The 24,570-nt window shown below is 42.2% G+C and carries 24 protein-coding genes and 1 pseudogene; 22 read left to right on the top strand and 3 right to left on the bottom strand.

The genetic code is table 11. The annotated features are described in order from the left end of the window. Positions 1-22 precede the first annotated feature (22 nt). The 7 genes from glmU to ABVF55_RS07890 all read left to right on the top strand — a co-directional run bounded on the left by glmU (position 23) and on the right by ABVF55_RS07890 (position 6,314). Positions 23-1,402, top strand: coding sequence for a bifunctional UDP-N-acetylglucosamine diphosphorylase/glucosamine-1-phosphate N-acetyltransferase GlmU (glmU, locus tag ABVF55_RS07920; RefSeq protein WP_045759215.1), 1,380 nt, complete (start codon positions 23-25; stop codon positions 1,400-1,402). Positions 1,403-1,411: 9 nt separating this feature from the next. Then, positions 1,412-1,957 carry an NUDIX hydrolase gene (locus ABVF55_RS07915; RefSeq protein WP_003006238.1) on the top strand — a complete coding sequence of 182 codons (546 nt, stop codon included), beginning with the start codon at positions 1,412-1,414 and terminating at the stop codon, positions 1,955-1,957. A gap of 11 nt (positions 1,958-1,968) precedes the next feature. After that, positions 1,969-2,304, top strand: a complete 336-nt coding sequence (gene macP / locus ABVF55_RS07910) for a cell wall synthase accessory phosphoprotein MacP (protein WP_070594427.1) — start codon at positions 1,969-1,971, stop codon at positions 2,302-2,304. Positions 2,305-2,328: 24 nt separating this feature from the next. Continuing rightward, positions 2,329-3,021 (top strand): 5'-methylthioadenosine/adenosylhomocysteine nucleosidase, encoded by a 693-nt coding sequence (locus tag ABVF55_RS07905; RefSeq protein ID WP_024055895.1) that lies wholly within the window; start codon positions 2,329-2,331, stop codon positions 3,019-3,021. Between the two features lie 22 nt (positions 3,022-3,043). After that, positions 3,044-3,352 (top strand): hypothetical protein, encoded by a 309-nt coding sequence (locus ABVF55_RS07900; RefSeq protein ID WP_049473168.1) that lies wholly within the window; start codon positions 3,044-3,046, stop codon positions 3,350-3,352. A gap of 104 nt (positions 3,353-3,456) precedes the next feature. After that, positions 3,457-4,080 (top strand): endonuclease III, encoded by a 624-nt coding sequence (gene nth / locus ABVF55_RS07895; protein WP_021152845.1) that lies wholly within the window; start codon positions 3,457-3,459, stop codon positions 4,078-4,080. Positions 4,081-4,346: 266 nt separating this feature from the next. Continuing rightward, positions 4,347-6,314 (top strand): peptide ABC transporter substrate-binding protein, encoded by a 1,968-nt coding sequence (locus ABVF55_RS07890; protein ID WP_445285185.1) that lies wholly within the window; start codon positions 4,347-4,349, stop codon positions 6,312-6,314. A 205-nt stretch (positions 6,315-6,519) separates the two neighbouring features. Here the strand turns inward: ABVF55_RS07890 and ABVF55_RS07885 are convergent. Next, positions 6,520-6,612: pseudogene (locus ABVF55_RS07885) on the bottom strand (bleomycin resistance protein); the annotation flags it as partial. Between the two features lie 100 nt (positions 6,613-6,712). On the opposite strand from ABVF55_RS07885, the gene ABVF55_RS07880 reads away from it, so the two are divergent. Further along, positions 6,713-7,321, top strand: a complete 609-nt coding sequence (locus tag ABVF55_RS07880; RefSeq protein WP_024056147.1) for a hypothetical protein — start codon at positions 6,713-6,715, stop codon at positions 7,319-7,321. 450 nt (positions 7,322-7,771) lie between these two features. Here ABVF55_RS07880 and ABVF55_RS07875 read toward each other — a convergent pair whose 3' ends face one another. Both ABVF55_RS07875 and ABVF55_RS07870 read right to left on the bottom strand, forming a co-directional pair. Then, positions 7,772-8,158: a bleomycin resistance protein gene (locus ABVF55_RS07875; protein WP_272143761.1), complete on the bottom strand. Its 387-nt coding sequence runs from the start codon at positions 8,156-8,158 to the stop codon at positions 7,772-7,774. A gap of 11 nt (positions 8,159-8,169) precedes the next feature. After that, positions 8,170-8,997 carry an exodeoxyribonuclease III gene (locus ABVF55_RS07870; RefSeq protein WP_445285184.1) on the bottom strand — a complete coding sequence of 276 codons (828 nt, stop codon included), beginning with the start codon at positions 8,995-8,997 and terminating at the stop codon, positions 8,170-8,172. 135 nt (positions 8,998-9,132) lie between these two features. Here ABVF55_RS07870 and ABVF55_RS07865 point away from each other — a divergent pair, with 135 nt between their 5' ends. The 14 genes from ABVF55_RS07865 (at position 9,133) to ABVF55_RS07800 (ending at position 23,926) form a co-directional block, all read left to right on the top strand. Beyond that, complete coding sequence (locus ABVF55_RS07865) at positions 9,133-9,585, top strand: DUF3290 family protein (RefSeq protein ID WP_445285183.1); 453 nt, start codon at positions 9,133-9,135, stop codon at positions 9,583-9,585. Beyond that, positions 9,582-10,214, top strand: a complete 633-nt coding sequence (locus tag ABVF55_RS07860) for a DUF421 domain-containing protein (RefSeq protein WP_414359245.1) — start codon at positions 9,582-9,584, stop codon at positions 10,212-10,214. Before ABVF55_RS07865 ends, ABVF55_RS07860 begins: the two co-directional genes overlap by 4 nt. A gap of 422 nt (positions 10,215-10,636) precedes the next feature. Next, positions 10,637-12,688 carry a penicillin-binding protein PBP2B gene (gene pbp2b, locus ABVF55_RS07855; protein ID WP_445285182.1) on the top strand — a complete coding sequence of 684 codons (2,052 nt, stop codon included), beginning with the start codon at positions 10,637-10,639 and terminating at the stop codon, positions 12,686-12,688. Positions 12,689-12,698: 10 nt separating this feature from the next. Then, positions 12,699-13,295: a recombination mediator RecR gene (recR, locus tag ABVF55_RS07850; protein WP_003002450.1), complete on the top strand. Its 597-nt coding sequence runs from the start codon at positions 12,699-12,701 to the stop codon at positions 13,293-13,295. A 76-nt stretch (positions 13,296-13,371) separates the two neighbouring features. Beyond that, complete coding sequence (locus ABVF55_RS07845) at positions 13,372-14,418, top strand: D-alanine--D-alanine ligase (protein WP_445285181.1); 1,047 nt, start codon at positions 13,372-13,374, stop codon at positions 14,416-14,418. Positions 14,419-14,692: 274 nt separating this feature from the next. Continuing rightward, positions 14,693-16,063: a UDP-N-acetylmuramoyl-tripeptide--D-alanyl-D-alanine ligase gene (locus tag ABVF55_RS07840; protein ID WP_445285180.1), complete on the top strand. Its 1,371-nt coding sequence runs from the start codon at positions 14,693-14,695 to the stop codon at positions 16,061-16,063. Further along, on the top strand, positions 16,053-16,664 hold the full coding sequence (locus ABVF55_RS07835) for an NUDIX hydrolase (protein WP_445285179.1): 612 nt from the start codon (positions 16,053-16,055) through the stop codon (positions 16,662-16,664). Before ABVF55_RS07840 ends, ABVF55_RS07835 begins: the two co-directional genes overlap by 11 nt. Positions 16,665-16,694: 30 nt before the next feature. Beyond that, entirely contained in the window at positions 16,695-17,396 is a 702-nt protein-coding gene (locus tag ABVF55_RS07830) for a YwaF family protein (protein WP_201089381.1), read from the top strand. A gap of 24 nt (positions 17,397-17,420) precedes the next feature. Further along, positions 17,421-18,107: a YwaF family protein gene (locus ABVF55_RS07825; RefSeq protein WP_195422897.1), complete on the top strand. Its 687-nt coding sequence runs from the start codon at positions 17,421-17,423 to the stop codon at positions 18,105-18,107. A gap of 13 nt (positions 18,108-18,120) precedes the next feature. Then, positions 18,121-18,801: a YwaF family protein gene (locus ABVF55_RS07820; RefSeq protein WP_195422898.1), complete on the top strand. Its 681-nt coding sequence runs from the start codon at positions 18,121-18,123 to the stop codon at positions 18,799-18,801. Positions 18,802-18,859: 58 nt separating this feature from the next. Further along, positions 18,860-20,785 (top strand): DUF2207 family protein, encoded by a 1,926-nt coding sequence (locus tag ABVF55_RS07815; RefSeq protein ID WP_445285178.1) that lies wholly within the window; start codon positions 18,860-18,862, stop codon positions 20,783-20,785. 185 nt (positions 20,786-20,970) lie between these two features. Further along, the gene (locus ABVF55_RS07810) at positions 20,971-22,518 is read left to right on the top strand and encodes a peptide chain release factor 3 (protein ID WP_003012237.1); all 1,548 of its coding nucleotides are present in this window, start codon (positions 20,971-20,973) and stop codon (positions 22,516-22,518) included. 78 nt (positions 22,519-22,596) lie between these two features. Beyond that, complete coding sequence (locus ABVF55_RS07805; protein ID WP_003015210.1) at positions 22,597-22,977, top strand: PH domain-containing protein; 381 nt, start codon at positions 22,597-22,599, stop codon at positions 22,975-22,977. 40 nt (positions 22,978-23,017) lie between these two features. Continuing rightward, entirely contained in the window at positions 23,018-23,926 is a 909-nt protein-coding gene (locus tag ABVF55_RS07800; protein WP_070666301.1) for a magnesium transporter CorA family protein, read from the top strand. Positions 23,927-24,570 lie beyond the last annotated feature (644 nt).

Here is a 24,570-nt window from a genome sequence, read left to right as displayed (position 1 = left end):
TTGTACAGAAAAGAGAAATGTTATGCCAAATTATGCCATTATTTTAGCAGCGGGGAAAGGTACCCGTATGAAATCAGATCTGCCCAAGGTTCTTCACAAGGTTGCAGGGATCTCTATGTTGGAGCATGTCTTCCGTAGTGTTGGAGCCATCTCACCTGAAAAGACTGTAACAGTTGTGGGCCACAAGGCGGAATTGGTAGAGCAAGTCTTAGCGGGACAAACAGAGTTTGTCAAACAAACCGAACAATTGGGAACTGGTCATGCGGTAATGATGGCAGAGCCAGTCTTGAAAGGCCTTGAAGGGCATACCCTCGTCATTGCAGGAGACACTCCTTTGATTACGGGTGACAGTCTCAAACACTTGATCGACTTCCATATCAACCACAAGAATGTGGCAACGATTTTGACAGCCGAAGCAGCCAATCCATTTGGCTATGGCCGGATTGTTCGTAATGACAATGCGGAAGTGCTTCGCATTGTCGAGCAAAAAGATGCGACAGATTTTGAAAAACAAATCAAAGAAATCAATACAGGGACTTATGTCTTTGACAATGCGCGCCTCTTTGAAGCTTTGAAGAATATCAATACCAACAATGCCCAAGGTGAATACTACATCACAGATGTGATTGGGATTTTCCGAGAAGCAGGAGAGAAAGTTGGAGCCTATACGCTCAAAGACTTTGATGAAAGTCTCGGGGTTAACGACCGCGTGGCCCTTGCGACAGCAGAAGGCATCATGCGTCGTCGCATTAACCAAGCCCACATGGTCAATGGGGTGAGCTTTGTCGATCCAGATGCGGCCTATATCGATGTCGATGTTGAGATCGCACCAGAAGTGCAAATCGAAGCCAATGTTACCCTAAAAGGCCACACAAAAATTGGGGCTGAGACAGTTTTAACTAATGGAACCTATATTGTGGATAGTGAAATTGGGGCAGGTGCCGTTATTACCAACTCCATGATTGAAGAGAGCACGGTAGCTGATGGCGTAACGGTAGGACCATATGCTCATATTCGCCCAGGTTCTAGCCTCGCCAAAGATGTCCATATTGGAAACTTTGTCGAAGTCAAAGGTTCGTCTATTGGCGAAAATACCAAAGCAGGTCATTTGACATACATCGGCAACTGTGAAGTCGGCAGCAACGTTAATTTTGGTGCAGGAACCATCACAGTGAATTATGATGGCCAACACAAGTTTAAAACGACGATTGGAAACAATGTCTTTGTCGGATCCAATTCGACGATTATTGCGCCAGTTGAATTAGGCGACAATTCCTTAGTCGGTGCTGGATCAACCATTACCAAGGATGTACCAGCTGATGCGATTGCGATTGGTCGTGGCCGTCAAGTGAATAAAGAAGAGTATGCCCTTCGCTTGCCACACCATCCTAAAAATAAATAGGAGATTTTCATGCAATTTGAAGAAAAAACCATTGAGCGCAAGGAGATTTATCAGGGACCGATTTTCCAAGTGGTCACTGATCAAGTAGAACTACCCGCTGGAAAAGGCCAAGCGCAGCGTGATTTAATCTTCCATAACGGAGCAGTAGCGGTTTTGCCGATCACAGAAGATGGGAAAACGATCTTGGTCAAGCAGTACCGCAAGGCGATTGAAAGGACTTCGGTGGAGATTCCAGCAGGGAAGTTAGAAAAGGGAGAAAATGCAGACCCTAAAGCGGCTGCTCTGCGCGAATTGGAAGAAGAAATTGGCTACACAGCGGATCTAGAGTTGTTGTATGATTTTTATTCAGCCATTGGATTTTGTAATGAGCGGATCAAACTTTATGGTGCGACCAACTTGAAAAAGGTGGAAAATCCACGTCCACAAGATGCGGATGAGACCTTAGAGTTATTAGAAGTGACCTTGAAGGAAGCCAAAGATTTAATCCAAACTGGCGAAATCTGTGATGCCAAGACCATCATGGCGATCCAATATTGGGACTTAATCAATAAATAGAGGAGGATCCGATGGGAAAACCTTTATTAACCGATGAAATGATTGAACGAGCAAGGCGAGGTGAGGACATCACCGGTCCTAATATGGTCGATGCTGAAGAGACGAAAATTATTCGAACAGACCACAGGGGATTTGGCTATGAACGTCCTATGAGAGAGAGTCGTATGGAGCGTCCACAAGAGCGTTATTCTCAGGATACGGTGCAGATCCAAGTGGAGCCCACAGTGACCAAGAGTCGTCGCATTGAAGAACGCAAACAAAGTGTGGTCCAATCCAAACTCAATAAGATTTTGTTCTGGATCATTGTGCTCCTCATTGTTTTAATTATTGCTATTTGGCGTCTATAAGGTCGTTACAAGGAGAGAAATGACATGAAAATTGGAATTATCGCAGCCATGCCCCAGGAGTTGAAGATCTTGGTTGAAGCCCTTGAAAATGGGGAAAAGCATCTGCGTCTTGGAAAAGTCTACTATACAGGATCAATTGGACGTCATGAGGTCGTTTTGGTGGAAAGTGGTATCGGAAAAGTCATGTCTGCTATGAGTGTAGCAGTCTTGGCCAATGATTTCAAAGTGGAAGCCATTATCAACACGGGTTCTGCAGGTGCCGTTGCCCCAGGGATGGCTGTTGGAGATATCGTCCTTGCGGACAAATTGGCCTATCATGATGTGGATGTGACAGCCTTTGGCTATAAGTATGGTCAAATGGCAGGCCAACCGCTTTACTTTGAATCTAGTCGCTATTTCGTATCAGAAATGAAAAAAGTTCTGGAAGAAGAAGCTGCAACCACACATGTGGGCTTGATTACAACAGGAGATAGCTTTATCGCGAGTGAAGAAAAAGTCGCAGCAATTCGAGAGCATTTCCCAGAAGTATTGGCAGTAGAGATGGAAGGGGCAGCCGTTGCCCAAGCTGCTCATGCAGCTGGACGTCCCTTCATGGTCATTCGAGCTATGAGTGATACGGCAGATCACGCAGCCAATATCTCTTTTGATGAATTTATCGTAGAGGCTGGTGAACGCTCTGCTCAAACCCTGATTACCTTTTTGAAGAGATTGGTGTAGAAAAAATATAGGGAAATTGAACATGTATCGTGAATCGTATTTTGATGGAGGCCTATTTTCATATATTGGCCATGTTTTATTAGCAACCTTCATTACAGTATTTACATTTGGGATTTGTGCTCCTTGGGGCGTGTGCATTATGTATAACTGGAAGGTCAAGCATACCGTGATTGATGGTCGTCGTCAGTATTTTGACGGCACGGCTATGCAGTTATTTGGAAATTGGATCAAATGGTGGTTCTTTACCATCATTACATTTGGTATCTATGTGTTCTGGTTAAATATCAAGGTCACACAATGGATTACCAAGCATACTCATTTTATAGACTAATTGAAAAGGACTCGTCTAAGGACTAGTCCTTTTTTGAAGTCGAATCTTTCAGAAATAGGGAACTTTCATGCTATAATAAAGACTAGTAATGTAAAGGAGAGAATATGGTTTTATCAAAGAAACGGGCACGTCATGTGATCGAAGAAATTATCGCCCTTTTTCCAGATGCCAAGCCAAGTCTGGATTTTCGTAATCATTTTGAATTGTTAGTAGCGGTTATGCTCTCGGCTCAGACGACTGATGCGGCTGTTAACAAAGCGACACCAGGTTTGTTTGCGGCTTTTCCAACCCCGCAAGCCATGGTAGCAGCCAGTGAAGCTGATATTGCCAAGCATATTTCTAAATTAGGCCTCTATCGAAATAAGGCCAAATTTCTCAAAAAATGTGCCCAACAATTGCTAGACAACTTTGATGGGCAAGTGCCTCAGACTCGTGAAGAGTTAGAAAGTCTAGCAGGAGTAGGGCGCAAGACAGCAAATGTTGTCATGAGTGTAGGTTTTGGTATTCCAGCTTTTGCTGTCGATACCCATGTGGAGCGGATTTGTAAGCACCATGATATCGTCAAGAAATCAGCGACGCCATTGGAAGTTGAAAAGCGGGTCATGGATGTTCTGCCAAAGAGCGAATGGCTAGCTGCCCATCAAGCCATGATTTATTTTGGGCGGGCTATCTGCCATCCTAAAAATCCTGAATGTGACCAGTACCCACAACTCTATCATTTTGATTAGGAATCAGTTCCTCTGCTCGAAAGTGCAGAGGTTCTTTTTTGTGATGAAACGTATATTTATTAAAAGGATTGAAAGGTGATATCTTTGTTGGATCTGGTGGTAGGTGCCTAGACTCCCATATCCGGCTTCTTTGAGGTCGATTTCAAGATGCTTTTTCTTTATATCTTATTATATTCATTCAGAAAAAACGAACTTTTTTTAAATAAATTTGGTTTTTTTTAAGAAATAGTGTATAATGGTAGAAAATCTAACATAAGGAGATAGTGATGAAAGCAAAAAAACTGTTAGCTCTTGCAGGAGTTTCTGTTGCAGGTGCCTTTTTCTTAGCAGCGTGTGGCGGTGGTAGTAGCAATCAAGCAACCTACTCATTCGTCTATTCAGCAGATCCAAATACCTTGGATTACATCGCTGCAACTCGTACAACGACTTCAGATGTCACAAGTAACCTTGTAGATGGTCTTCTTGAAAACGACCGATACGGAAACTTTGTGCCAAGTCTAGCAGAAGATTGGACTGTCTCTGAAGATGGATTAACCTATACTTACAAACTTCGTAAGGATGCCAAATGGTATACGAGTGAAGGAGAAGAATATGGTGCTGTAACGGCTCAAGACTTTGTTACAGGGATCAAACACGCGGTTGAGTCTAAATCAGAAGGTCTCTTCTTGATTCAAAATTCGATCAAAGGTTTGGATGCTTACGTAAAAGGGGAAACCAAAGACTTTAACACAGTTGGAGTGAAAGCTTTAGATGACCACACCATCCAATATACTTTGGTTCGTCCAGAAAGCTTCTGGAACTCCAAAACAACCTCAGGTGTTCTTTTCCCAGTCAATGCGGATTTCTTGAAATCTCAAGGAAAAGATTTTGGTTCTTTGAAACCTAGCAGTATCTTATACAATGGTCCATTCTACTTGAAATCTTTGACTTCAAAATCTGAAATTGAATTGGTCAAGAACAAAGACTATTACGATGCGAAAAATGTTCATATCGATCATGTCAAATTGACCTTTAACGATGGATCAAACCCAGATTCTATCATTAAAAACTTTGAAAAAGGTCAATATTCCTTTGCATCTGTTATGCCAAACAGTTCGACGTATAAGAGCGTTAAGAAAAACTTTGGCGACAACATTGTCTACGGTTTGCAATTGGGAACATCCTACTATCTTGGATTCAACTTGGACCGTCAAAAGTATGACCACACTGCCAAAACTACGGATGAACAAAAAGCTTCTACCAAGAAAGCAATCCTGAACAAGGACTTCCGTCAAGCGGTGAACTTTGGTTTTGACCGCAAATCATATGCGGCACAAGTATCTGGATCTGATGCGGCTGAAAATACCCTTCGTAGCACTTTGGTGCCACCAACTTATGTCCAAGTCAATGGAGAAGATTTTGGTAAGGTCGTTGAAAAACAATTGGTTACCTATGGGGATCAATGGAAGGGTGTGAGCCTGGCCGATGGTCAAACTAGCCTTTACAACCCAGAAAAAGCCAAAGCTTCATTTGCGAAAGCCAAAGCTGAATTGCAAAAACAAGGCGTTCAATTCCCAATTCATTTGGACTACATTGTCAGCCAAGTGGACAACAGCATGGTCCAACAAGCTAGCTCCTTCAAACAATCTGTAGAGTCAGCGCTTGGTGCAGACAATGTCGTTGTAGACCTTCAAAAGGTTTCGGATGATGATTTCCAAAATATCACCTACTTCAGCGATACTGCTGCTGCGAGAGATTACGATATCTCAGGCGGTGGTTGGGCTCCTGACTACCAAGACCCATCGACTTACCTCGAAAGTATCAGCCCAGTAAATGGTTCTGTCTTCTACTATCTTGGTATTGATGCAGGTTCAAATAATCCAGCCATTGCAACAGTTGGTTTGGATCAATACGCTAACATGTTGAAAGATGCCGATGCTGAATTGTTGGATCAAGCAAAACGCTATGAAAAATATGCAGCAGCGCAAGCATGGTTGACAGATAGCTCGATTACGCTTCCAACTGTTTCAAATGGTGGTGCTCCAATGCTTCAACGGACCGTACCATACAGCCGTGCTGCTTCATGGGTTGGTACAAAAGGAACAGGAACCTTCTACAAATACCTTGAAATGTCCAAAGATGTTGTCACCACAAAAGACTTTAACAAGGCCAAAGAAGAATGGTTGAAGAAAAAAGCAGAATCCAATAAAAAAGCTCAAGAAGATCTCAAAGATCACATCGAAAAGAAAAAATAAATCAATCATTGTTCCATCAATGAGGATAAAAAAAGTCGGAACCTTCATGTGAGGGTTCCGGTTTTTTAGGTATCGAATGTTAGTCCATCTCGTTCTTTTAGATGAAAGATAGATCAACCACTGCATCTTGCTCGGCAATCCAAAAACAGTTAAGAGGCTAGGACTTTTGGCCCAGCCTCTTAACTATAGACGGGTGATCATCATTCTATTCACTAAATCTTAAAAAATAGCCATCTGGATCTAAAACTGCAAATTCATGAGGATAGATATAATGGTCGCCAACAAGAAATTCTCTTTTGTTGTACCCTATGCTTTTTAGCGAAAACGTTTCCTATTTAAATAAACTCTAAAAAATGATAAAATATTTGTAAGTCAACCACTTAAGGAGGTTAAGCATTGTGAAAAACAAAATCTTATTAGGTTCTATGACGCTCCTATCTGCATTTATACTATCAGCATGCGGAAATGGAGAAAAGAAAACAAACAAAACTACAGCAGCAACAACAGAAGTAACAACAACTGCTGACACTTCTTCTGAGGAAAAATCAGTCTCATATACGGACACCCAACGTATTGGACGTGATGATATTGGGTATGTTAATGTTCCAAAAGATTGGATAATCACTAAAAGCCCAGGTGCGGAATCTGCATTAGAATACTCTTCAAAACATAAATTCCCCACCGGCACACTAAATGCTTATACTGAAAATGAAGTACCTCTACAGGACCGGTTAAAGTACGTTGCTACTACTTTTTATAATACCCTCAAAAGTAATGAACATGTGACCAATAATATAGACGGCGAATGGACAAAGGTAGCTGGAGAGAACGCCTACGTGCTTAAAGCACAAGAAAAAAATGGCAAGTATCTTTATTATATATGGTTTTTCCAAAAAGGTGCGACTGTATACGTATTTTCCCTTGAAGGTACAGAGGAAAATATTTCAACCTTCAGACCTATGCTAGAACAATCTTGGGGTTTAGATCCAAATACTCCTGGTAAATAATCTTTAATCTACTAAAAGAGACTGATTCTCTTAATCAGTCTCTTTCTTTATCCCTATACTCTTGTGGAACACTCTTCGCGTAATGTTCCATATTTCACACTGTCAGAGTACTGACCTTGGTAGTAGCGGATTTCCAAATTTTTCCTTCTTTTAGGACCCCAATTTCTCAGCAACGCCATCATTACACATTGCCACGCCCAATCGTTATACCAATATGTTCGAGCGCATCGATTTCTCGGAAAATGATACCGCACTACACAAATTCATTTTTTAGAATCTGTTTTTGCATCACGTGATTATCCGCATGCGTATCGACGCGAATATTCTCGTAATGGTCCTTACAGTAATCAACGACAGCTCTCATGATTTCCTTAGCATTGGCGTCACCGGATTTACAGGTCTGTCAATTTATATTTACCTACTGAAAAAGAGGCTAACAGCCTCCTTTTTCTATTCACTAAATCTTAAAAAATAGCCATCTGGGTCTAAAACTGCAAATTCATGAGGATAGATATAATGGTCGCCAACACGAAATTCTCTTTTGGTCAAGGGGCGATGGATGGGATAGTCAGCTTCCAGTAGCTTTTGGTGGAGCTGAGGAACATCCTCAATGCCAAAGGAAATATTGATACCACGCCCGAAAGGATAAGTCAGCTGAGCTAATTCTTCTGCGTCGCCTTCTTCTAACATGAGTTGGCAGTCTTCAAGGGAGAGGAAGAGAAATTTTTCCTCGGGGCGTTCGTATTCGACAGAGAAGCCCAGCAAGTCGCAGTAGAAGTAGCGCGACTTTTCGATGTTGGATACCACAAATTCGGGGATGACAGCTTGATAGTCCATTAGCTTTCTCCTTAGAGTTCAATCTCCAAGACAATCGGTGTGTGGTCTTGGCGTGCGCCTGAGTCGATCATATCTGACTTGGTAACTTTGTCTGCCACACGGTTACTTGTGAGCCAGTAGTCGATTCTCCAGCCTGTGTTGTTGATTTTTGATGTCTTGCTACGTTGTGCCCACCAAGTGTAGCGTTCTGGGACATCACCATGGACATGGCGGAAGGTATCTGTAAATCCTTTGGCCAAAAGATTTGTAAATCCTTCGCGTTCTTCGTCTGTGAATCCTGGCGAACGGCGGTTGCTGGCTGGGTTAGCAAGGTCGATTTCCTTGTGAGCAACGTTGTAGTCACCGGTTGCAAGGACAGGTTTTTCTTTGTCTAATTCAGCCAAATATTCAGCATATTTGACATCCCAAACTTGACGTTCTTCCAAACGTTTGAGACCATCACCAGCGTTAGGTGTGTATACCTGAGTAACGAAAAATTTATCAAATTCCAAGGTAATGATCCGACCTTCCAAGTCCATGGTCGAAGGGGCTCCGATCTCTGGGAAAGTCACAACGGGTGTGAGCTCTTTTTTATAGAGGAACATGGTTCCAGCGTAGCCTTTACGAGCCGGTTCTTGAGAAGAGCGCCAGGTGTTTTCATAGCCAGGGAAGAGTTCCTCAAGGATTTCAAGGTGTTTTTTGGTAGGTCCTTTGGCGGATAACTTGGTTTCTTGAATGGCAATGATATCCGCATCCTCAGCAACCAAGGTTTGGAGGACTTCTTGAGAAAGTTTAGCGCGTGCTGAATCACTGGTTAATGCAGCATTAAGCGAGTCGATATTCCATGAAATGAGTTTCATTGTGTTTCCTTTTCTTGACATGATGGATAATTTTATTATAACAAAAATTTAATGATTTTCTGATTAGAATGCCTTGAATTCTCTCCTGAAATACATTATAATAGCTTGAATTCATTTGGAGAAAGGGAGTTCATTATGAAATTTTACTCTTATGACTATGTATTGAGTCAGATTAGTCAGCAAAATTGGGTGACCATTGGGATCTCTGGTTTGCTCATTCTACTGACTGGTTTTTTTGCGGTAAAAGCCTATCGGGATAAGCACGATAGCAAATTCCGTGAATTATCCATTATCTCGATTTTGACTCTGGTTGCAGTCGTCTTGATCGGCATCAGCAATTTCCAAAATAGCCAAAGTAATAATGACCAATTCCAACGTTCTCTGCGTTTTATTGAGGTTATCTCAAAGGAGTTGGATGTCAAAAAAGAAGATGTCTATGTCAATACTTCAGCAGCCACAGATGGGGCGATCCTGAAGGTTGGAGAGGTTTATTACCGAGCTATCGCAGGATCTGACCCAGATAGCTACCTATTAGAAAGGATGGATCTGTATAAAACAGACGTGGAACTTGTGGAGGTGAACAAATGACAGTAGATTTTTTAGCCATTTTGATTAAATTAGCTCTCGGCTTGATTTCCTTGGTATTTGTAATCAATGTGACCGGGAAAGGAAACTTAGCACCAAGTTCTGCAGTAGACCAGATACAGAACTTTGTTCTTGGGGGAATTATTGGTGGGGTCATCTACAATAGCTCCATTACCATTCTTCAATACATTGTGATTCTCTTGATGTGGACTATTTTGATCTTACTCTTAAAATGGCTCAATACCAATGTCCGTTTTATGAAGCACTTGATCGATGGCAAACCAACTGTCATTATCAAAAATGGGAAGCTTGATCCGGAAGCTTGTCGATCCAAGGGACTTTCTGCTTCAGACGTTGCCTTGAAATTGCGTTCACAAGGAATTTTCCAATTAAAGGGAGTGAAACGAGCTGTCATTGAACAAAACGGTCAAATGATCGTTGTCCGTGCGGGGGAAGAAAATCCTAAATATCCGATCATTACGGATGGAGTGGTTCAGCTTGAAATTTTGGAAACAATTGGAAAAAGCGAAGAGTGGTTGCTGGCTGAATTGGAAAAAGAAGGCTATGACAATGTTTTGGATATTTTCATTGCCGAGTATGACAAAGGAAAAATCAATGTTGTGACTTATTAGAAGAAGAGATTGGGCGAGCCTGTCCAATCTCAAATTGAATACAAAATAGTCTTAAAAACTTTCCTTAGGTGAGTAAGGACGTCAGCGAACTTCTACGAAGTTCCATGACTTAGTTTTGAACCTAAAGTTTCAAAACTCCCGAGTTCCTGAAACAATTGTGTTTCAGGAACTTTTCTCACGGCGGAAAGTTTCGACATATGCTTGAATAAGCCTAAAAATTAAAAATCAATATTTTTTTCAACCACCTTACCTAGGGTTGTACATGTAAAAAAGTTTGTGTTAATTTCAAGATTGGGCGGGCATGTCCAATCTTTTTTCTTCATAAAATTCCAGGAAAGGTCTCTTCCTTTTCTTGAGATACTCTTGGAAAAATAGTAAAATGGAAGATAAGTGTTGATTAGAAAAGAAGGATAGAACATTTCATGAAGAAGAAAATACGGAAGTTTGAGAATCATTCGATCACACGCAGACTCTACCTGCTGTTTAGTTTGATTTGCCTTCTTTTTTTGGTTCTGATCGCCCGACTTGGCTATATGCAGATCTCTCACCAAGCCTACTATACGGATAAATTGGCAAAAGCTACCAAAAAGACGGTCAAACAAGGGAGTGTGCGAGGGCAAATCTATGATGCTTCTGGTAAGCCCTTGGTGGAAAATGTGGGAAAGCAAGTCTTGACCTTTACGCGGGATCGTAAAATGACGGCCCAAGAAATGCGAGAGACAGCTGGGAAACTCTTACAGTATGTTGATGTAGAAAATCCTCAAGTGACCGAACGGCAAGAAGTGGATTACTATCTGGCCAATACCAAAGTCTACCAAGAGGTCGTAGAGCACCTGCCTGAGAAAAAGAAATTTGATACCGATGGCAACCGCCTGCCGGAAGCCAAGATTTATCAAGCGGCAGTGGATAGTATCGACCCTTCAAAACTCGGCTATACAGATGATGAGAAAAAGATTATTTATCTCTATAGCCAGATGAATGCGGTAGAGAATTTTGCGACTGGGATCATTACGACGCAGGCACTAGGAGCTGAGCAGATTGCGACCATCGCTGCGGACAGTCAGGACCTTCCGGGAATTGCCATCACGACCAGCTGGGACCGCAAGGTTTTGGATACTCCTTTAGCTTCTATTATTGGAAATGTATCGACCGAGCAGGCAGGACTTCCAGCAGAAGAGGTTGAGGATTATATCAAAAAAGGCTATGCTCTCAATGACCGGGTTGGTACCTCTTATCTCGAAAAGGAATACGAGAATGTCCTTCAAGGAAAACGCAGTGAAAAAGAAATTCTCCTAGATAAAAATGGCAACATGGAGAAAGTGGTCGATGTTTCAAAAGGGGCCAAAGGAGAAAACCTCAAGCTCTCGATTGATTTGGATTTCCAAAAAGGAGTGGAAGATATCCTTCGCTCCGCCTTTAGCGCAGAGTTGCAAGCTGGAAATGCGACCTACTCCGAAGGTGTCTATGCCGTAGCTCTGGAGCCCGATACAGGGAAGGTCCTTGCCATGGCAGGGATTAAACACCAGGCTGGTAGTCAAGATCTATCAGCAGATGCTTTGGGAACAGTCACCAACGTCTTCGTCCCAGGATCTGTGGTCAAAGGAGCAACCTTGACTTCTGGATGGGAAAATGGAGCCATTTCTGGGAATCAGGTGCTGACCGATCAGCCGATTGTTTTTGCAGGATCAGCTCCTATCAATTCTTGGTTTACCCAATACGGTAGTCGTTCCATCAACGCGGTAGAAGCTTTGGAATACTCTTCTAATACCTATATGGTCCAAATTGCCCTTAAGATGATGGGGCAACCTTACACCCCAAACATGACCTTACAAGTGGATCAGGTTGAACCGGCTATGAAAAAACTGCGCTCTACTTTTGCAGAGTATGGTCTTGGAACATCAACGGGGATTGACCTTCCCAATGAATCGACTGGTTTTATTCCAAAAGACTACACAGTCGGCAATTATTTGACCAATGCCTTTGGTCAGTTTGACAACTATACGCCGATGCAATTGGCCCAGTATGCGGCAACCGTTGCAAATGATGGGAAGAGGGTGAGTCCTCATGTCGTCGAAGGCATCTATGACAATAATGATCAAGGGGGCCTTGGTCAGTTGAAAAAAGCGATCGAAACCAAGGAGCTCAATCAGGTCCATATCTCAGCGGAGGACATGGCTTTGATCAAGCAAGGGTTCTACCAAGTGGCCAATGGTACGAGTGGGTTGACGACAGGGAAAACCGTCGGTCAAGGTGCTAGTGTCTCTATTAGTGCCAAGACCGGTACGGCCGAAACCACAGTCGATGGAGGCAAACAAGCCATTAATACCAATGTGGTGGCTTATGCACCATCAAACAATCCAAAGATTGCGGTAGCGGTGGTTTTTCCACATAATACCAATCTACAAGCGACGGTCAGTCATTCCATTACGCGTGACATTATTAACTTATACAATCAGAAACACCCCATGAATTAGAAAGGAAACTATGCTTTATCCAGCACCTATTGCAAAATTAATTGACAGCTATTCGAAGTTGCCAGGAATTGGGATCAAAACAGCGACTCGTCTGGCTTTTTACACCATTGGTATGTCAGATGATGATGTGAATGAATTTGCCAAAAACTTACTCAATGCCAAGCGCGAGTTAGGGTATTGCAGTATTTGTGGCAATTTAACCGATGAAGAAACCTGTGAGATTTGTCGAGATGAAACGCGGGATCCATCCCTCATTCTTGTTGTAGAAGATAGCCGGGATGTATCTGCTATGGAGAATATCCAGGAATACCATGGTCGCTATCATGTCTTGCATGGCTTGATCTCGCCCATGAATGGCGTGGGACCTGATGACATCAATCTCAAGAGTTTGATTAGTCGCTTGATGGATGGAACAGTCACAGAGGTCATTGTTGCGACCAATGCGACGGCAGACGGTGAAGCGACATCTATGTATATCTCGCGTGTGCTCAAGCCAGCAGGGATCAAAGTGACACGTTTGGCACGGGGGTTAGCAGTTGGAGCCGATATCGAGTATGCGGACGAAGTGACCTTGCTTCGCGCGATTGAAAATCGGACAGAATTATAAGAGAAGTTCTTTCGAAAGGGCTATCATTGTGGTATACTATCAAGTAAGAAATCAAGGGAACAATTAGGGAGCAACTATGAGTAAACAAGACTTAATCCTGTTGTATGGTGGACGTAGTGCAGAACGTGAAGTATCTGTTCTTTCAGCAGAAAGTGTGATGCGTGCGATTGATTACCAAGCATTTTCGGTTCAAACCTACTTTATTACGCAGTCAGGAGACTTCATCCAGACGCAAGCTTTTGAAGAGAAACCAGCAGATGATGAGAAATTGATGACCAATGGTACAGTGGACTGGTCTAAAAAAGTGGCTCCATCTGCGATTTACAAGGAAGGAGCAGTGGTCTTTCCAGTTCTTCATGGACCGATGGGAGAAGATGGTTCCATTCAAGGTTTCTTAGAAGTCTTGAAGATGCCTTATGTTGGCTGTGGCATCCTAGCTTCCAGTGTTGCGATGGACAAGATCACGACCAAACGGGTTTTGGAGTCTGCAGAGATTCCGCAAGTTCCTTATGTAGCTGTAGTGGAAGGCGATGACGTGGATGAGAAAATTGCTGCAATTGAAGCCAATCTCTCTTATCCCGTCTTTACCAAGCCATCCAATATGGGTTCTAGCGTAGGGATTTCAAAATCTGAAAACCAAACAGAGCTTCGGGCTGCTCTCGAATTGGCCTTCAAGTACGATAGCCGTGTCTTAGTAGAGCAAGGGGTTAATGCGCGTGAGATTGAAGTTGGACTGCTTGGAAACTATGATGTGAAGAGTACCTTGCCAGGTGAAGTTGTGAAAGATGTGGCCTTCTATGATTATGATGCCAAATACATCGACAACAAAATTACCATGGCGATTCCGGCTCAATTGGACCCTGAGGTTGTGAAAATCATGCGGACCAACGCAGAAAAAGCCTTTCGTGCGATCGGTGGTCTGGGCTTGGCGCGTTGTGATTTCTTCTATACCGATAAAGGAGAGATCTTCTTAAACGAACTCAATACCATGCCAGGATTTACCCAATGGTCTATGTATCCCTTGCTTTGGGACAATATGGGACTCAACTATACAGATTTGATCACCAAGTTAGTAGAGCTTGGAAAAGAAGTCTTCCAAAAACACGAAGCGCATTTGTTGTAAGAAAAGAGAGAGTGGGACAGAAATCGGTAATTCGTTAGAATTCGATTTCGTCGTCCCACCTCCGCACAGTTGAGTAGGGCTGTAAAAGCTGATGAAATCAGCGTAGTAGAGCCCACTCAACCACTGCGTCTTGCTCGACAATCCAAAAACAATCAAGAGGCTAGGACTTCTGTCCCAGCCACTTTTTTTGTGGTCTAGAATATGGTATAATGAGAAGAATTTGATAGGAGCGTCCAAATCTTTGAGGACGTTACGGAGAACTGAGGAGTCGGATATGAATCTCACATTACATGAAGTTGCTCATCTAGTACATGCAAAAAATGATATCAGCCAATTTGAAGATGTGGCCCTCGTTAAGCCTGAATTTGACAGCCGTTTGATTGGGCCTGGAGACCTGTTTGTTCCTTTAAAGGGAGCGCGTGATGGTCACGACTTTATTGAGACTGCTTTTGAAAATGGAGCCGTAGCCACTTTTTCAGAGAAAGTGGTAGAAGGCCACCCTTATATTTTGGTGGAAGATGTGCTGAGCGCTTTTCAAACACTAGCTGCAGCCTATCTTCAAAAGACAAAAGTAGATGTTTTTGCAGTGACGGGGTCAAATGGTAAAACCACCACAAAAGATATGTTGGCACAGCTTTTGTCCACCACCTACCTGACCTATAAAACACAAGGAAACTATAATAACGAAATTGGTCTTCCTTATACGGTTTTGCATATGCCAGAAGGGACGGACAAACTCGTCCTTGAAATGGGGCAAGACCATCTAGGAGATATCCATCTCTTGTCAGAACTGGCGCATCCAAAAGCTGCTATTGTCACCTTGATTGGGGAAGCCCATTTGGAATTCTTCAAAGATCGAAGTGAGATCGCAAAAGGAAAACTCCAGATTGCGGATGGGATGCCAGAAGGCGGTCTTCTGGTAGTTCCAGCTGATCCGATCGTCAATGCCTACCTCCCTGAAAATCAAACAGTCGTTCGCTTTGGGCCAGACGAGGAGATTTTTATTACCGAGTTAATCGAGCGAAAGGATAGCTTAACTTTCCGAGCTAATTTCTTAGAAGAAGCGATCGATCTACCAGTAACAGGAAAATACAATGCAACCAATGCCATGATTGCAGCTTATGTTGCCCTGCAAGAAGGAGTGAGCGAAGCGGCGATTCGTGATAGTTTTGCTACCTTGCAATTGACGCGCAACCGAACGGAATGGAAAAAGGCCAGTAATGGAGCAGATATCTTATCCGATGTCTATAATGCTAATCCGACAGCTATGCGCTTGATTTTAGAAACCTTCTCGACTATTCCTGCGAATCCAAATGGCCGAAAATTAGCCGTCCTTGCAGATATGAAAGAACTAGGGGAGCAATCGGTAGATCTGCACAACCAAATGATTCTCAGCCTCTCGCCGGATGTCTTGGATACCGTTATTTTCTATGGGCAAGACATTGCGGGCTTGGCTCAATTAGCGAGTCAGATGTTCCCACTTGGACATGTCTATTATTTCAAAAAGACCGCTGAGGAAGACCAGTTTGAGGACATGGTCAAACAAGTCAAGGAAAGCTTAAAAGAGCAGGACCAAATCCTCATCAAGGGAAGCAATTCCATGCATTTAGCCAAATTGGTAGAGGAATTGGAGAATGGTAAGTAATAATGTACTGAAGGACATTCAGCGCTTGATTTCAATCACCAATACAGGCTTAGCGTTCTCAAAAGATCCATTTGATCAAGAGCGCTACCAGGATATTCGTGAAATTTTACAGGATCTTGTGAGAGAAACGACTGATCTAAATTCACAAGAATTATCGGATTTGTTTCGACCGACAAACTATTATGACACCCCCTTGATTGATGTAAGGGCCTGGATTGTCAAAGATGACAAACTTTGTCTGGTGAAAGGTCAGGGAGAAGAGACCTGGGCCTTGCCGGGTGGCTTTGGTGAGGTTGGCTATTCTCCGACGGAAAACATTTTAAAGGAAATCCAAGAAGAAACGGGCTATTTAGCACGTGTCAATCGCTTGTTGGCAGTATTTGATACCAATCGCTACCAATTGCAAAGCCGCCAATATGTGAAATTGGTATTTGAATGTGAATTGCTGGATGGAAGTTTTCAACAGAATCAGGAAATTTCTGATCTTGCATTTTTTGAGAGAGAAAAAATACCTGCTCTTTCTACCAAGCGCAATACAGAAGAACAATTGAACTTCCTTTGGGAGGTCTATGATGGGAAACGAGATTTGTATTGTGATTAAAAACGATCTATAAATTAAAGGAATGTGAAAATGACACTTTGGGATTTATTGTTTACGAACCAAAAATCAGCCCCGCCTGAGTTTGGACTCTGGTATTTTTTCCTACCAGCTTCCTTGTTGGTGGTTGGCTACTTTTCTATCAAATATGCACAGTCTAAAAGCTACCAGCGCTTTTGGTATTGGGCACAGTTGATCCAAGTTTTGACCATCAATGCTTGGTATATTCTCGCCCACATGCCTTTGACAGATAATTTGCCTTTTTATCATTGTCGCTTGGCCATGCTTGCGATCCTCTTTGCACCTAGAGGGACCTATATCAAGCAATATTTTGCCTTATTGGGAGTTCTAGGATCCATTGCCGCCTTGGTGTATCCGGCCTTTGATCCCTTCCCATTCCCCCATATCACCGTACTCAATCTGATTTTTAGTCACTGGGCCTTGTTTGCCAATAGTTTGATTTACCTGCAGGATTTTTATCAGTCGGAAAAACAAGACAGCCTACGAATTGTTAAGATCACTTTTGGAATGAATGCAGTCATCTTTTTGGTCAACCTTTTGACCAGTGGAGATTACGGCTTCTTAAAGCGTCCACCAATCATTGGAGACCACGGTGCTCTTTTGAACTACCTCTTGGTCAGCATCGTGATGGTAGCTGGTATTTGCTTGGTCAATCAACGCTATAAATACAAATACAAGATGGTCGAAGAGAGTATTGTTTCGCGTTCAGAATAAAAAAGCAGATAAGGGAAAGAAATCATGGCACTTTGGGACTTATTTTTCACTAGTCAACCAACGGCTCCTCCTCAATTGGGGGTCTGGTATTTCTTATTGCCGACTTCTTTGGTAGTGGTGGGAGTTCTGTCCGTTCGATTTGCTCACTCTAAAGGCTATCAAAACTTTTGGTATTGGGGGCAATTGATTCAGTTGCTCATTATCAACTCTTGGTATCTAGCAGCTCGCTTGCCTTTTTCAGAGAGTCTTCCCTTCTATCATAGCCGGATGGCCATGTGGATTATCCTTTTGGCCCCCAAGGGAAGCTTCAAGCAATATTTTGCCCTCGTGGGAGTCTTTGGTTCCATTATGGCCTTGGTTCATCCTGTATTTTATCCCTACCCTTTTCCTCATGTTTCCTCGATCAACAATGTCTTTGGTCACTGGGCCCTCTTGGCCAACTGCTTAATCTATCTGGTTCAATCCTACCAGGTGGAAGAAGGGGCTGTTTGGAAGATCTGTCAGATGACGTTTGGAGTCAATGCCATTATTGTTCTAGCCAACCTTGTAACGGGCGGAAACTATGGCTTTCTGCGTCGACCACCTGTGCTAGGAGACCATGGCCTTGTGCTCAACTATTTCATCGTGACAGTCCTAATGACGGGGACATTGATCCTCATCAATACTATCGTTCAGTACAGTAAGAAAAGAAGAATACCTGAATCTGTTTAAATAAGGAGACTTTATGCATCATTTTTTCACTACAGAATCAACAGCACCACCAGCAATCTCAGCACTTTGGTATAGTGTGATGGTCTTGTTAATTGTGACAGCGATCATGATGTCACTTCGCTATTATCAGAATGAGCAATTTCGCAAATGCTTTCAATACTTACAAGGCTTCCAGTTAATTTGCTTGTATCTTTGGTATTTTGCCTACCACATTCCTTGGTCCAACAGTTTACCATTTTATCATTGCCGCTTGGCCATGTTTGCGGTCTTGTTTTTACCAGACAGATGGAAAAGCAAACAGTTCTTTGCCTTGATGGGAGTGAGTGGAGCCATCTTTGCTTTGGGCTATCCAGTCTTTGACCCCTACACTTTCCCTCATATTACGAGCTTTTCTTTCCTCCTCGGACATTACTGTCTCCTGATCAATTCCTTGATTTATCTCTTGAGATGGTATGATCGAAACCTCTTAAAAAATAGGCAGATTGTTCTCTATACCTTTGCCTTAGATTTATTCCTGGTTGGAGTCAATCAATTGACGGGAGGTAATTATGGTTTGATGGCCCGCCCTCCGATTATGAGAGGGGATAAAGTCTGGCTCAACTACCTGGTTGTATCTAGTATTTTAGCCCTTGCTTTATTACTCTTTAATCAGATCTTCAATCGTAGAAGTGAGCGGGTAAAAGTGAGAAAATAACCAGTATAAAGGTTGGGGCATCTCTGTCTCAACCCTGTTTTATAGTAAAGGAGAATATATGAAGCGTTTCTTGCTAATGATCTCCCTCGTTTGGAGTTTGTTTTGTACAATAACGACAGCACATGCGGATGAAGAAGTTCGCTATTCGATTGAATCCTATGTGGGTCACCTCCAATTGCAGGAAGATAGCCAGGCAACATTTACACAAGAGATCACTTATCAGTTTCAGACAGGCTATCATGGTCAATATGTGACTCTAGGAAGCGCAGATCCTCTTCCAAAAGGGTTTAAGATTCATCGTAATCCTGAGGTGGAAGCCTATGTGGATGGGGAAAAACGAGAGATTCGTGTAGAGGAAACAGATCTGGAAGATGGCCGTCAATTAAAAATATACAATGCCCGTATCGTCGGTGGCACGGTCAAGATCAAAGTGAAATGGAAGATTGATCATCTCTTGACTTTCTACAAGGATATTGCAGAACTGAATTGGTTTCCTATTTCAGATGGAGATGAGAAAGTCGCGAAATTAGATTTTTATGTGGATGGCTTGGATGCTAAGCAAGGAAAACTGTATGCCCATACTGGTTACTTTAATCCACCAGCCCAAGTCGAACGGACTGAAACTGGTTATCATATTTGGACAAAGGATTTTCCAAAAAATGGAAAGCTCGAACTGCATGCCTATTGGCCAATGACAGAAGCCCTGCGTCGAGACCAAGCAAATGAGATTAACAAGGGAAATGGAAAAGAGAAATTTCTCAAAAAAGAGAAATCCATTGAACAAAAAACGTTCCTCTATCGGACCCTTCTACTTAAGGTTGTACCAATTGTATCGATTCTTTTATTTATCCTCGCTTTCATTCCATGGATCCGGTATTTTATCAGTACCAGAACTCGTCGGATTGCAAAAGGAGTACGATTATACGAACCACCACAGAATTTACCTCCTCTTGTCCTAGCTAAGGCACTGTATCAACTTGATTTTGAACGGATGGTGATATCTAGAGAGAAAGGACCATTAAAATTCAATCATCTCATCCAAGCAACTATATTGGATCTCATTGATCGAGGAAATCTTCGTTTGACTAGGAATGAAAATGGGGAAACCTTGACCTGTCTCCATTATGAAGGCTTGGCTGATTTTGAATTGAAGTTTATTGAAATGATCTTTGATCAAGAATCTGAAATCAATATCAGTGAAGTATTTTCAAGGTATAAAATCGACAAAGCAGCCTTAAAAAAAGATTTTCGAGCTGCTAAATCAGACACACAACGAGACCGTATTCGAAAAGTCGGAAGTGCCGTTCAATCGCTTTTAAAAAAGGATGCCCAGCAATTGTCAAAAGGGGTAGAAAAGGAAATTGCAAAATTAGGATTGCCTTCTTATTTTAGAGACTTATCTGAGAAAGAAGAAGCTTTTTCTAAAACAGGCTGTGCCTTACATTTTTGGCTCTTACTGATCTTATTTGTGAGCATGTGTTTCTTATCTCTTGGATTCGGTTCACACCTATCTTCATTCTATTTTTGGATTATTTTACTTTTGGTTTTGTTATTCATTCCATTTTATATTCTTGTGAAAATCCGTGAAGATCATCTACAATCCTTAGAGAACTTGGATTCACAATTCCAATGGATGGCCTTTCGAAATATGATCGAAAGTATTCCAAATTTCAACCAAGCAGAACTTGAGAGTGTCATCCTATGGAATCGCATCTTAGTCTATGCAACCATGTATGGCCAAGCAAAAAAAGTGAGCCAGGTACTCCAAAATCATCAGATTCCCTTACCATATGAAGACTGGGACACTGTTCTTTGGCTAACAACCTCCCCAAATACCTTCCTAGACGGCTCTACCTTGATGAACTATGCAGATGATTCCTATAGTGTTTCAAGCTTCTCTATTAACTCTTCAGATGGCAGTGGCGGCTTTGACGGCGGTGGCTTCTCTGATGGTGGCGGTGGCGGAGGATTTGGAGCCTTCTAACAGTCATGATAAGAAGACTAGAATCGACGGATTTTAGTCTTTCTTTTTGCTCTCAAAGAAGAATCATCGTTGAAAAAAGTGCCTATTTTCGCTATAATAGGACAGATAGAGAAATTGAGGAGAGATCCGATGTAGAGATGAATTTGTAAATTTATCAAAAAATAAGAAGAGAAAGAATTAGGAACATGAACGTACAAGAAGAAATTAAAAAACGCCGTACCTTTGCCATCATCTCCCACCCGGATGCTGGTAAAACGACGATTACTGAGCAGTTGCTCTACTTTGGGGGAGAGATTCGGGAAGCCGGTACTGTCAAAGGGAAGAAAACAGGAAACTTTGCTAAATCCGACTGGATGGACATTGAGAAACAACGTGGGATTTCCGTAACCTCATCTGTCATGCAGTTTGACTATGATGGAAAACGCGTTAATATCCTTGATACCCCAGGGCACGAGGACTTCTCAGAAGATACTTACCGGACCTTGATGGCGGTGGATGCGGCGGTTATGGTCGTAGACTCTGCCAAGGGTATCGAGGCCCAAACCAAGAAATTATTTGAAGTTGTCAAACACCGTGGCATTCCAGTCTTCACCTTTATGAACAAGCTGGACCGTGATGGACGTGAGCCACTGGACCTCCTGCAAGAATTGGAAGAAGTCTTGGGAATTGCTAGCTATCCGATGAACTGGCCGATCGGGATGGGGAAAGCTTTTGAGGGGCTTTACGACCTTTATAATCAACGCTTGGAACTCTACAAAGGAGACGAACGCTTTGCCAGTCTAGAAGATGGCGACAAGCTCTTTGCCAACAATCCATTCTACGAGCAGGTGAAAGACGATATCGAACTTTTGCAAGAAGCTGGAAATGAATTCTCAGAAGAAGCCATCCTTGCGGGTGAATTAACACCAGTCTTCTTTGGATCCGCTTTGACGAACTTTGGGGTACAGACTTTCTTGGAGACTTTCCTCAAGTTTGCTCCAGAACCACATGGCCACAAGAAGACCGATGGAGAAATGGTGGATCCTTACGACAAGGATTTCTCAGGCTTTGTCTTTAAAATCCAAGCCAACATGGACCCTCGTCACCGTGACCGGATTGCCTTTGTGCGAATCGTATCGGGTGAATTTGAGCGTGGCATGAGCGTCAACCTGCCTCGTACCGGTAAGGGCGCTAAGTTATCTAACGTGACTCAATTTATGGCCGAAAGCCGTGAAAATGTCAGCAATGCTGTAGCAGGAGACATCATCGGGGTTTACGATACCGGGACTTATCAGGTTGGAGATACTTTGACAGTGGGCAAAAACAAGTTTGAATTTGAACCCCTGCCAACCTTTACGCCTGAAATCTTCATGAAGGTGTCTGCTAAGAACGTCATGAAGCAAAAATCCTTCCACAAAGGGATTGAGCAATTGGTGCAAGAAGGAGCTATTCAGCTCTATACCAACTACCAAACAGGTGAATACATGCTTGGTGCCGTTGGTCAACTTCAGTTTGAAGTCTTTAAGCACCGGATGGAAAATGAATACAATGCCGAAGTGGTCATGAGCCCAATGGGTAAAAAGACCGTTCGCTGGATCAAACCAGAAGACTTAGATGAGCGCATGTCTTCAAGCCGAAACATCTTGGCGAAGGACCGCTTTGACCAACCAGTCTTCCTCTTTGAAAACGACTTTGCCCTCCGCTGGTTTGCGGATAAGTATCCAGACGTTGAGCTGGAAGAAAAGATGGGGTAAGGAACGATTCAAAACCGATCCATAACAATAGAATAAGAAGACGAAAATCTACCCGTTTTCGCTTATAAAGGAGAAACTATGGGATTACTAAGTGGTTTGATGGGCAATGCCTCTCAAAAGAATGTTGATAAAGTAGAAAGAGATCTGGAAGATATCTTGGTGCCGGGAGAGCAAGTCACACTTGCTTTTAGCTTGATTCGTGATTTAATCGTCTTTACAGAGTTTCGTTTGATCTTGGTGGATAAGCAAGGAGTAACAGGAAAGAAAACTTCCTACAAATCCCTTCCTTATCGCTCCATCTCTCGATTTTCAGTAGAAACTTCCGGTCATTTTGATTTGGATGCTGAATTAAAAATCTGGGTCTCTTCAGCAGTGGAACCTTCAGAAGTTTTACAATTCAAGAGTGACAACAGTGTCATTGAAATCCAGCAAGCATTAGCCAGTGCGGTCTTTAAATAAAAAATCATGTTGATAGAGAACAGTTGAGAAAGGAGACGGAATGTTTATCGATAAACAATTGGGTCAAGATCGGAAATGGATCAATATCGACTCGGATTTGATTGCTGAAAATTCATATCTTTATAAAAAATACGATATTGACAAAGAAACCATTGAGTACGCGATGGATAAGAACGAACGTGCCCATATGGATTACAATCGAGAAAACGGAACGATCACCTTTATCTACAATGTATTGGATTTAGAAAAGGACAAGGAATACTACGAAACCATCCCCATGACCTTTATCGTTCAAGATACGCGACTCGTGACCATCAGTAACCAGGACAATGCCTATATCATTGAACAAATGGTTCGTTATTTGGAAAGCCATGAGGAGCTGTCGATCTATAAGTTGCTTTTTGCAGGTCTTGAAATGATCAGTAATGCTTATTATCCGATTATTGATCGCTTAGATAAGCACAAAGATGAACTCAATCGTTTGCTTCGAAAGACAACGACGACAAAGAATCTTTATGCCCTGTCTGACCTTGAGACCGGTATGGTGTATCTGGTCGCGGCAGCCAAGCAAAATCGGATGTTGCTAGAACATATCAAAGCACATGTCATTTATCGCAGGATGAATGATGTTGAAAAAGAGCAGTTTGATGATGCCATGATCGAAGCGCGTCAGTTGGTTTCAATGACCGAGTTGATTTCCAATGTCTTACAGCAGTTGTCTGGATCATACAACAATATCCTAAACAACAACTTGAATGACAACTTGACAACCCTAACCATCTTTGAAGCCTTGTTGGCGGTCTTAGCCGTTATCACCGGTTTCTTTGGAATGAATATCCCTCTTCCGATGACAGAGGATCCCAATGCTTGGATCTATGTATCCCTATGTAGCTTTATATTATGGCTCATTTTGGCAAAGGTCATGCGGTGGATTGTGAAAAAAAGATAAAAAAAAAGAGGCTTGGAGAAATCCGAGCCTCTTCGTATCTAGAATAATCTGAGAAATAGGAACCATCTAGACACCTGCCCTCCTCTCCAAAGAAGGGGCAGTGTGAATAGTTCATCGACTGTACAAAATCTTCTTGGAAATAGTAGGAGTAGATTTAATAGTACTGAGTGGTTCTAAATAAATCAGAACTTAGAATAAATCGTTGAATCAGATAAAATGATCCTATTTCTTTATACAGAAATATTTTAGATACTAACTGTATTATACATATTTATTTGTAAAAACGCAAGATAAGAGTTACCAAAAAATAAAAGTTTTCCGATTTTTTTATACTCCAATGATGAAGTATATGAAATGGTCGCAAGAAGAAAACCAGTCCTGGCTAGATTTAGGGGCATTTTTATAATCTTAAGCTATCTAAGATTTTTTCCTAAAAAATAAAATTAGTCTCCTGTGACTATCATTTGCCTCTTCATTATGTTATACTAGATAAGTTGCAAACTTGTATGAGAGAAATGGTGGGGAGACTGAACAGATGGAAGGCTTCTGTTCGAAAGAAGACTCCCGCAAATAGGATCATGTTGCCTATTTGTTTGAAAAAACGATTCTAGTCAACAACATCCGTTAGGACGCAAAACATTTTT

It is taken from the genome of Streptococcus sp. KHUD_012, assembly GCF_052588255.1.
This window is presented reverse-complemented; position numbering and strand designations above follow the sequence as displayed.

Excerpts from the sequence above, each read along its gene's own strand:
- ABVF55_RS07865 (WP_445285183.1), top strand. The coding sequence starts at position 9,133 with ATGAAATTTTACTCTTATGACTATGTATTGAGTCAGATTAGTCAGCAA.
- ABVF55_RS07830 (WP_201089381.1), top strand. The coding sequence starts at position 16,695 with ATGACACTTTGGGATTTATTGTTTACGAACCAAAAATCAGCCCCGCCT.
- ABVF55_RS07875 (WP_272143761.1), bottom strand. The coding sequence starts at position 8,158 with ATGGACTATCAAGCTGTCATCCCCGAATTTGTGGTATCCAACATCGAA.
- ABVF55_RS07915 (WP_003006238.1), top strand. The coding sequence starts at position 1,412 with ATGCAATTTGAAGAAAAAACCATTGAGCGCAAGGAGATTTATCAGGGA.
- macP (WP_070594427.1), top strand. The coding sequence starts at position 1,969 with ATGGGAAAACCTTTATTAACCGATGAAATGATTGAACGAGCAAGGCGA.
- ABVF55_RS07825 (WP_195422897.1), top strand. The coding sequence starts at position 17,421 with ATGGCACTTTGGGACTTATTTTTCACTAGTCAACCAACGGCTCCTCCT.
- ABVF55_RS07840 (WP_445285180.1), top strand. The coding sequence starts at position 14,693 with ATGAATCTCACATTACATGAAGTTGCTCATCTAGTACATGCAAAAAAT.
- ABVF55_RS07805 (WP_003015210.1), top strand. The coding sequence starts at position 22,597 with ATGGGATTACTAAGTGGTTTGATGGGCAATGCCTCTCAAAAGAATGTT.
- ABVF55_RS07870 (WP_445285184.1), bottom strand. The coding sequence starts at position 8,997 with ATGAAACTCATTTCATGGAATATCGACTCGCTTAATGCTGCATTAACC.
- nth (WP_021152845.1), top strand. The coding sequence starts at position 3,457 with ATGGTTTTATCAAAGAAACGGGCACGTCATGTGATCGAAGAAATTATC.
- ABVF55_RS07860 (WP_414359245.1), top strand. The coding sequence starts at position 9,582 with ATGACAGTAGATTTTTTAGCCATTTTGATTAAATTAGCTCTCGGCTTG.
- glmU (WP_045759215.1), top strand. The coding sequence starts at position 23 with ATGCCAAATTATGCCATTATTTTAGCAGCGGGGAAAGGTACCCGTATG.
- ABVF55_RS07835 (WP_445285179.1), top strand. The coding sequence starts at position 16,053 with ATGGTAAGTAATAATGTACTGAAGGACATTCAGCGCTTGATTTCAATC.
- ABVF55_RS07815 (WP_445285178.1), top strand. The coding sequence starts at position 18,860 with ATGAAGCGTTTCTTGCTAATGATCTCCCTCGTTTGGAGTTTGTTTTGT.
- ABVF55_RS07845 (WP_445285181.1), top strand. The coding sequence starts at position 13,372 with ATGAGTAAACAAGACTTAATCCTGTTGTATGGTGGACGTAGTGCAGAA.
- ABVF55_RS07890 (WP_445285185.1), top strand. The coding sequence starts at position 4,347 with ATGAAAGCAAAAAAACTGTTAGCTCTTGCAGGAGTTTCTGTTGCAGGT.
- ABVF55_RS07900 (WP_049473168.1), top strand. The coding sequence starts at position 3,044 with ATGTATCGTGAATCGTATTTTGATGGAGGCCTATTTTCATATATTGGC.
- ABVF55_RS07820 (WP_195422898.1), top strand. The coding sequence starts at position 18,121 with ATGCATCATTTTTTCACTACAGAATCAACAGCACCACCAGCAATCTCA.
- ABVF55_RS07810 (WP_003012237.1), top strand. The coding sequence starts at position 20,971 with ATGAACGTACAAGAAGAAATTAAAAAACGCCGTACCTTTGCCATCATC.
- pbp2b (WP_445285182.1), top strand. The coding sequence starts at position 10,637 with ATGAAGAAGAAAATACGGAAGTTTGAGAATCATTCGATCACACGCAGA.
- recR (WP_003002450.1), top strand. The coding sequence starts at position 12,699 with ATGCTTTATCCAGCACCTATTGCAAAATTAATTGACAGCTATTCGAAG.
- ABVF55_RS07800 (WP_070666301.1), top strand. The coding sequence starts at position 23,018 with ATGTTTATCGATAAACAATTGGGTCAAGATCGGAAATGGATCAATATC.
- ABVF55_RS07905 (WP_024055895.1), top strand. The coding sequence starts at position 2,329 with ATGAAAATTGGAATTATCGCAGCCATGCCCCAGGAGTTGAAGATCTTG.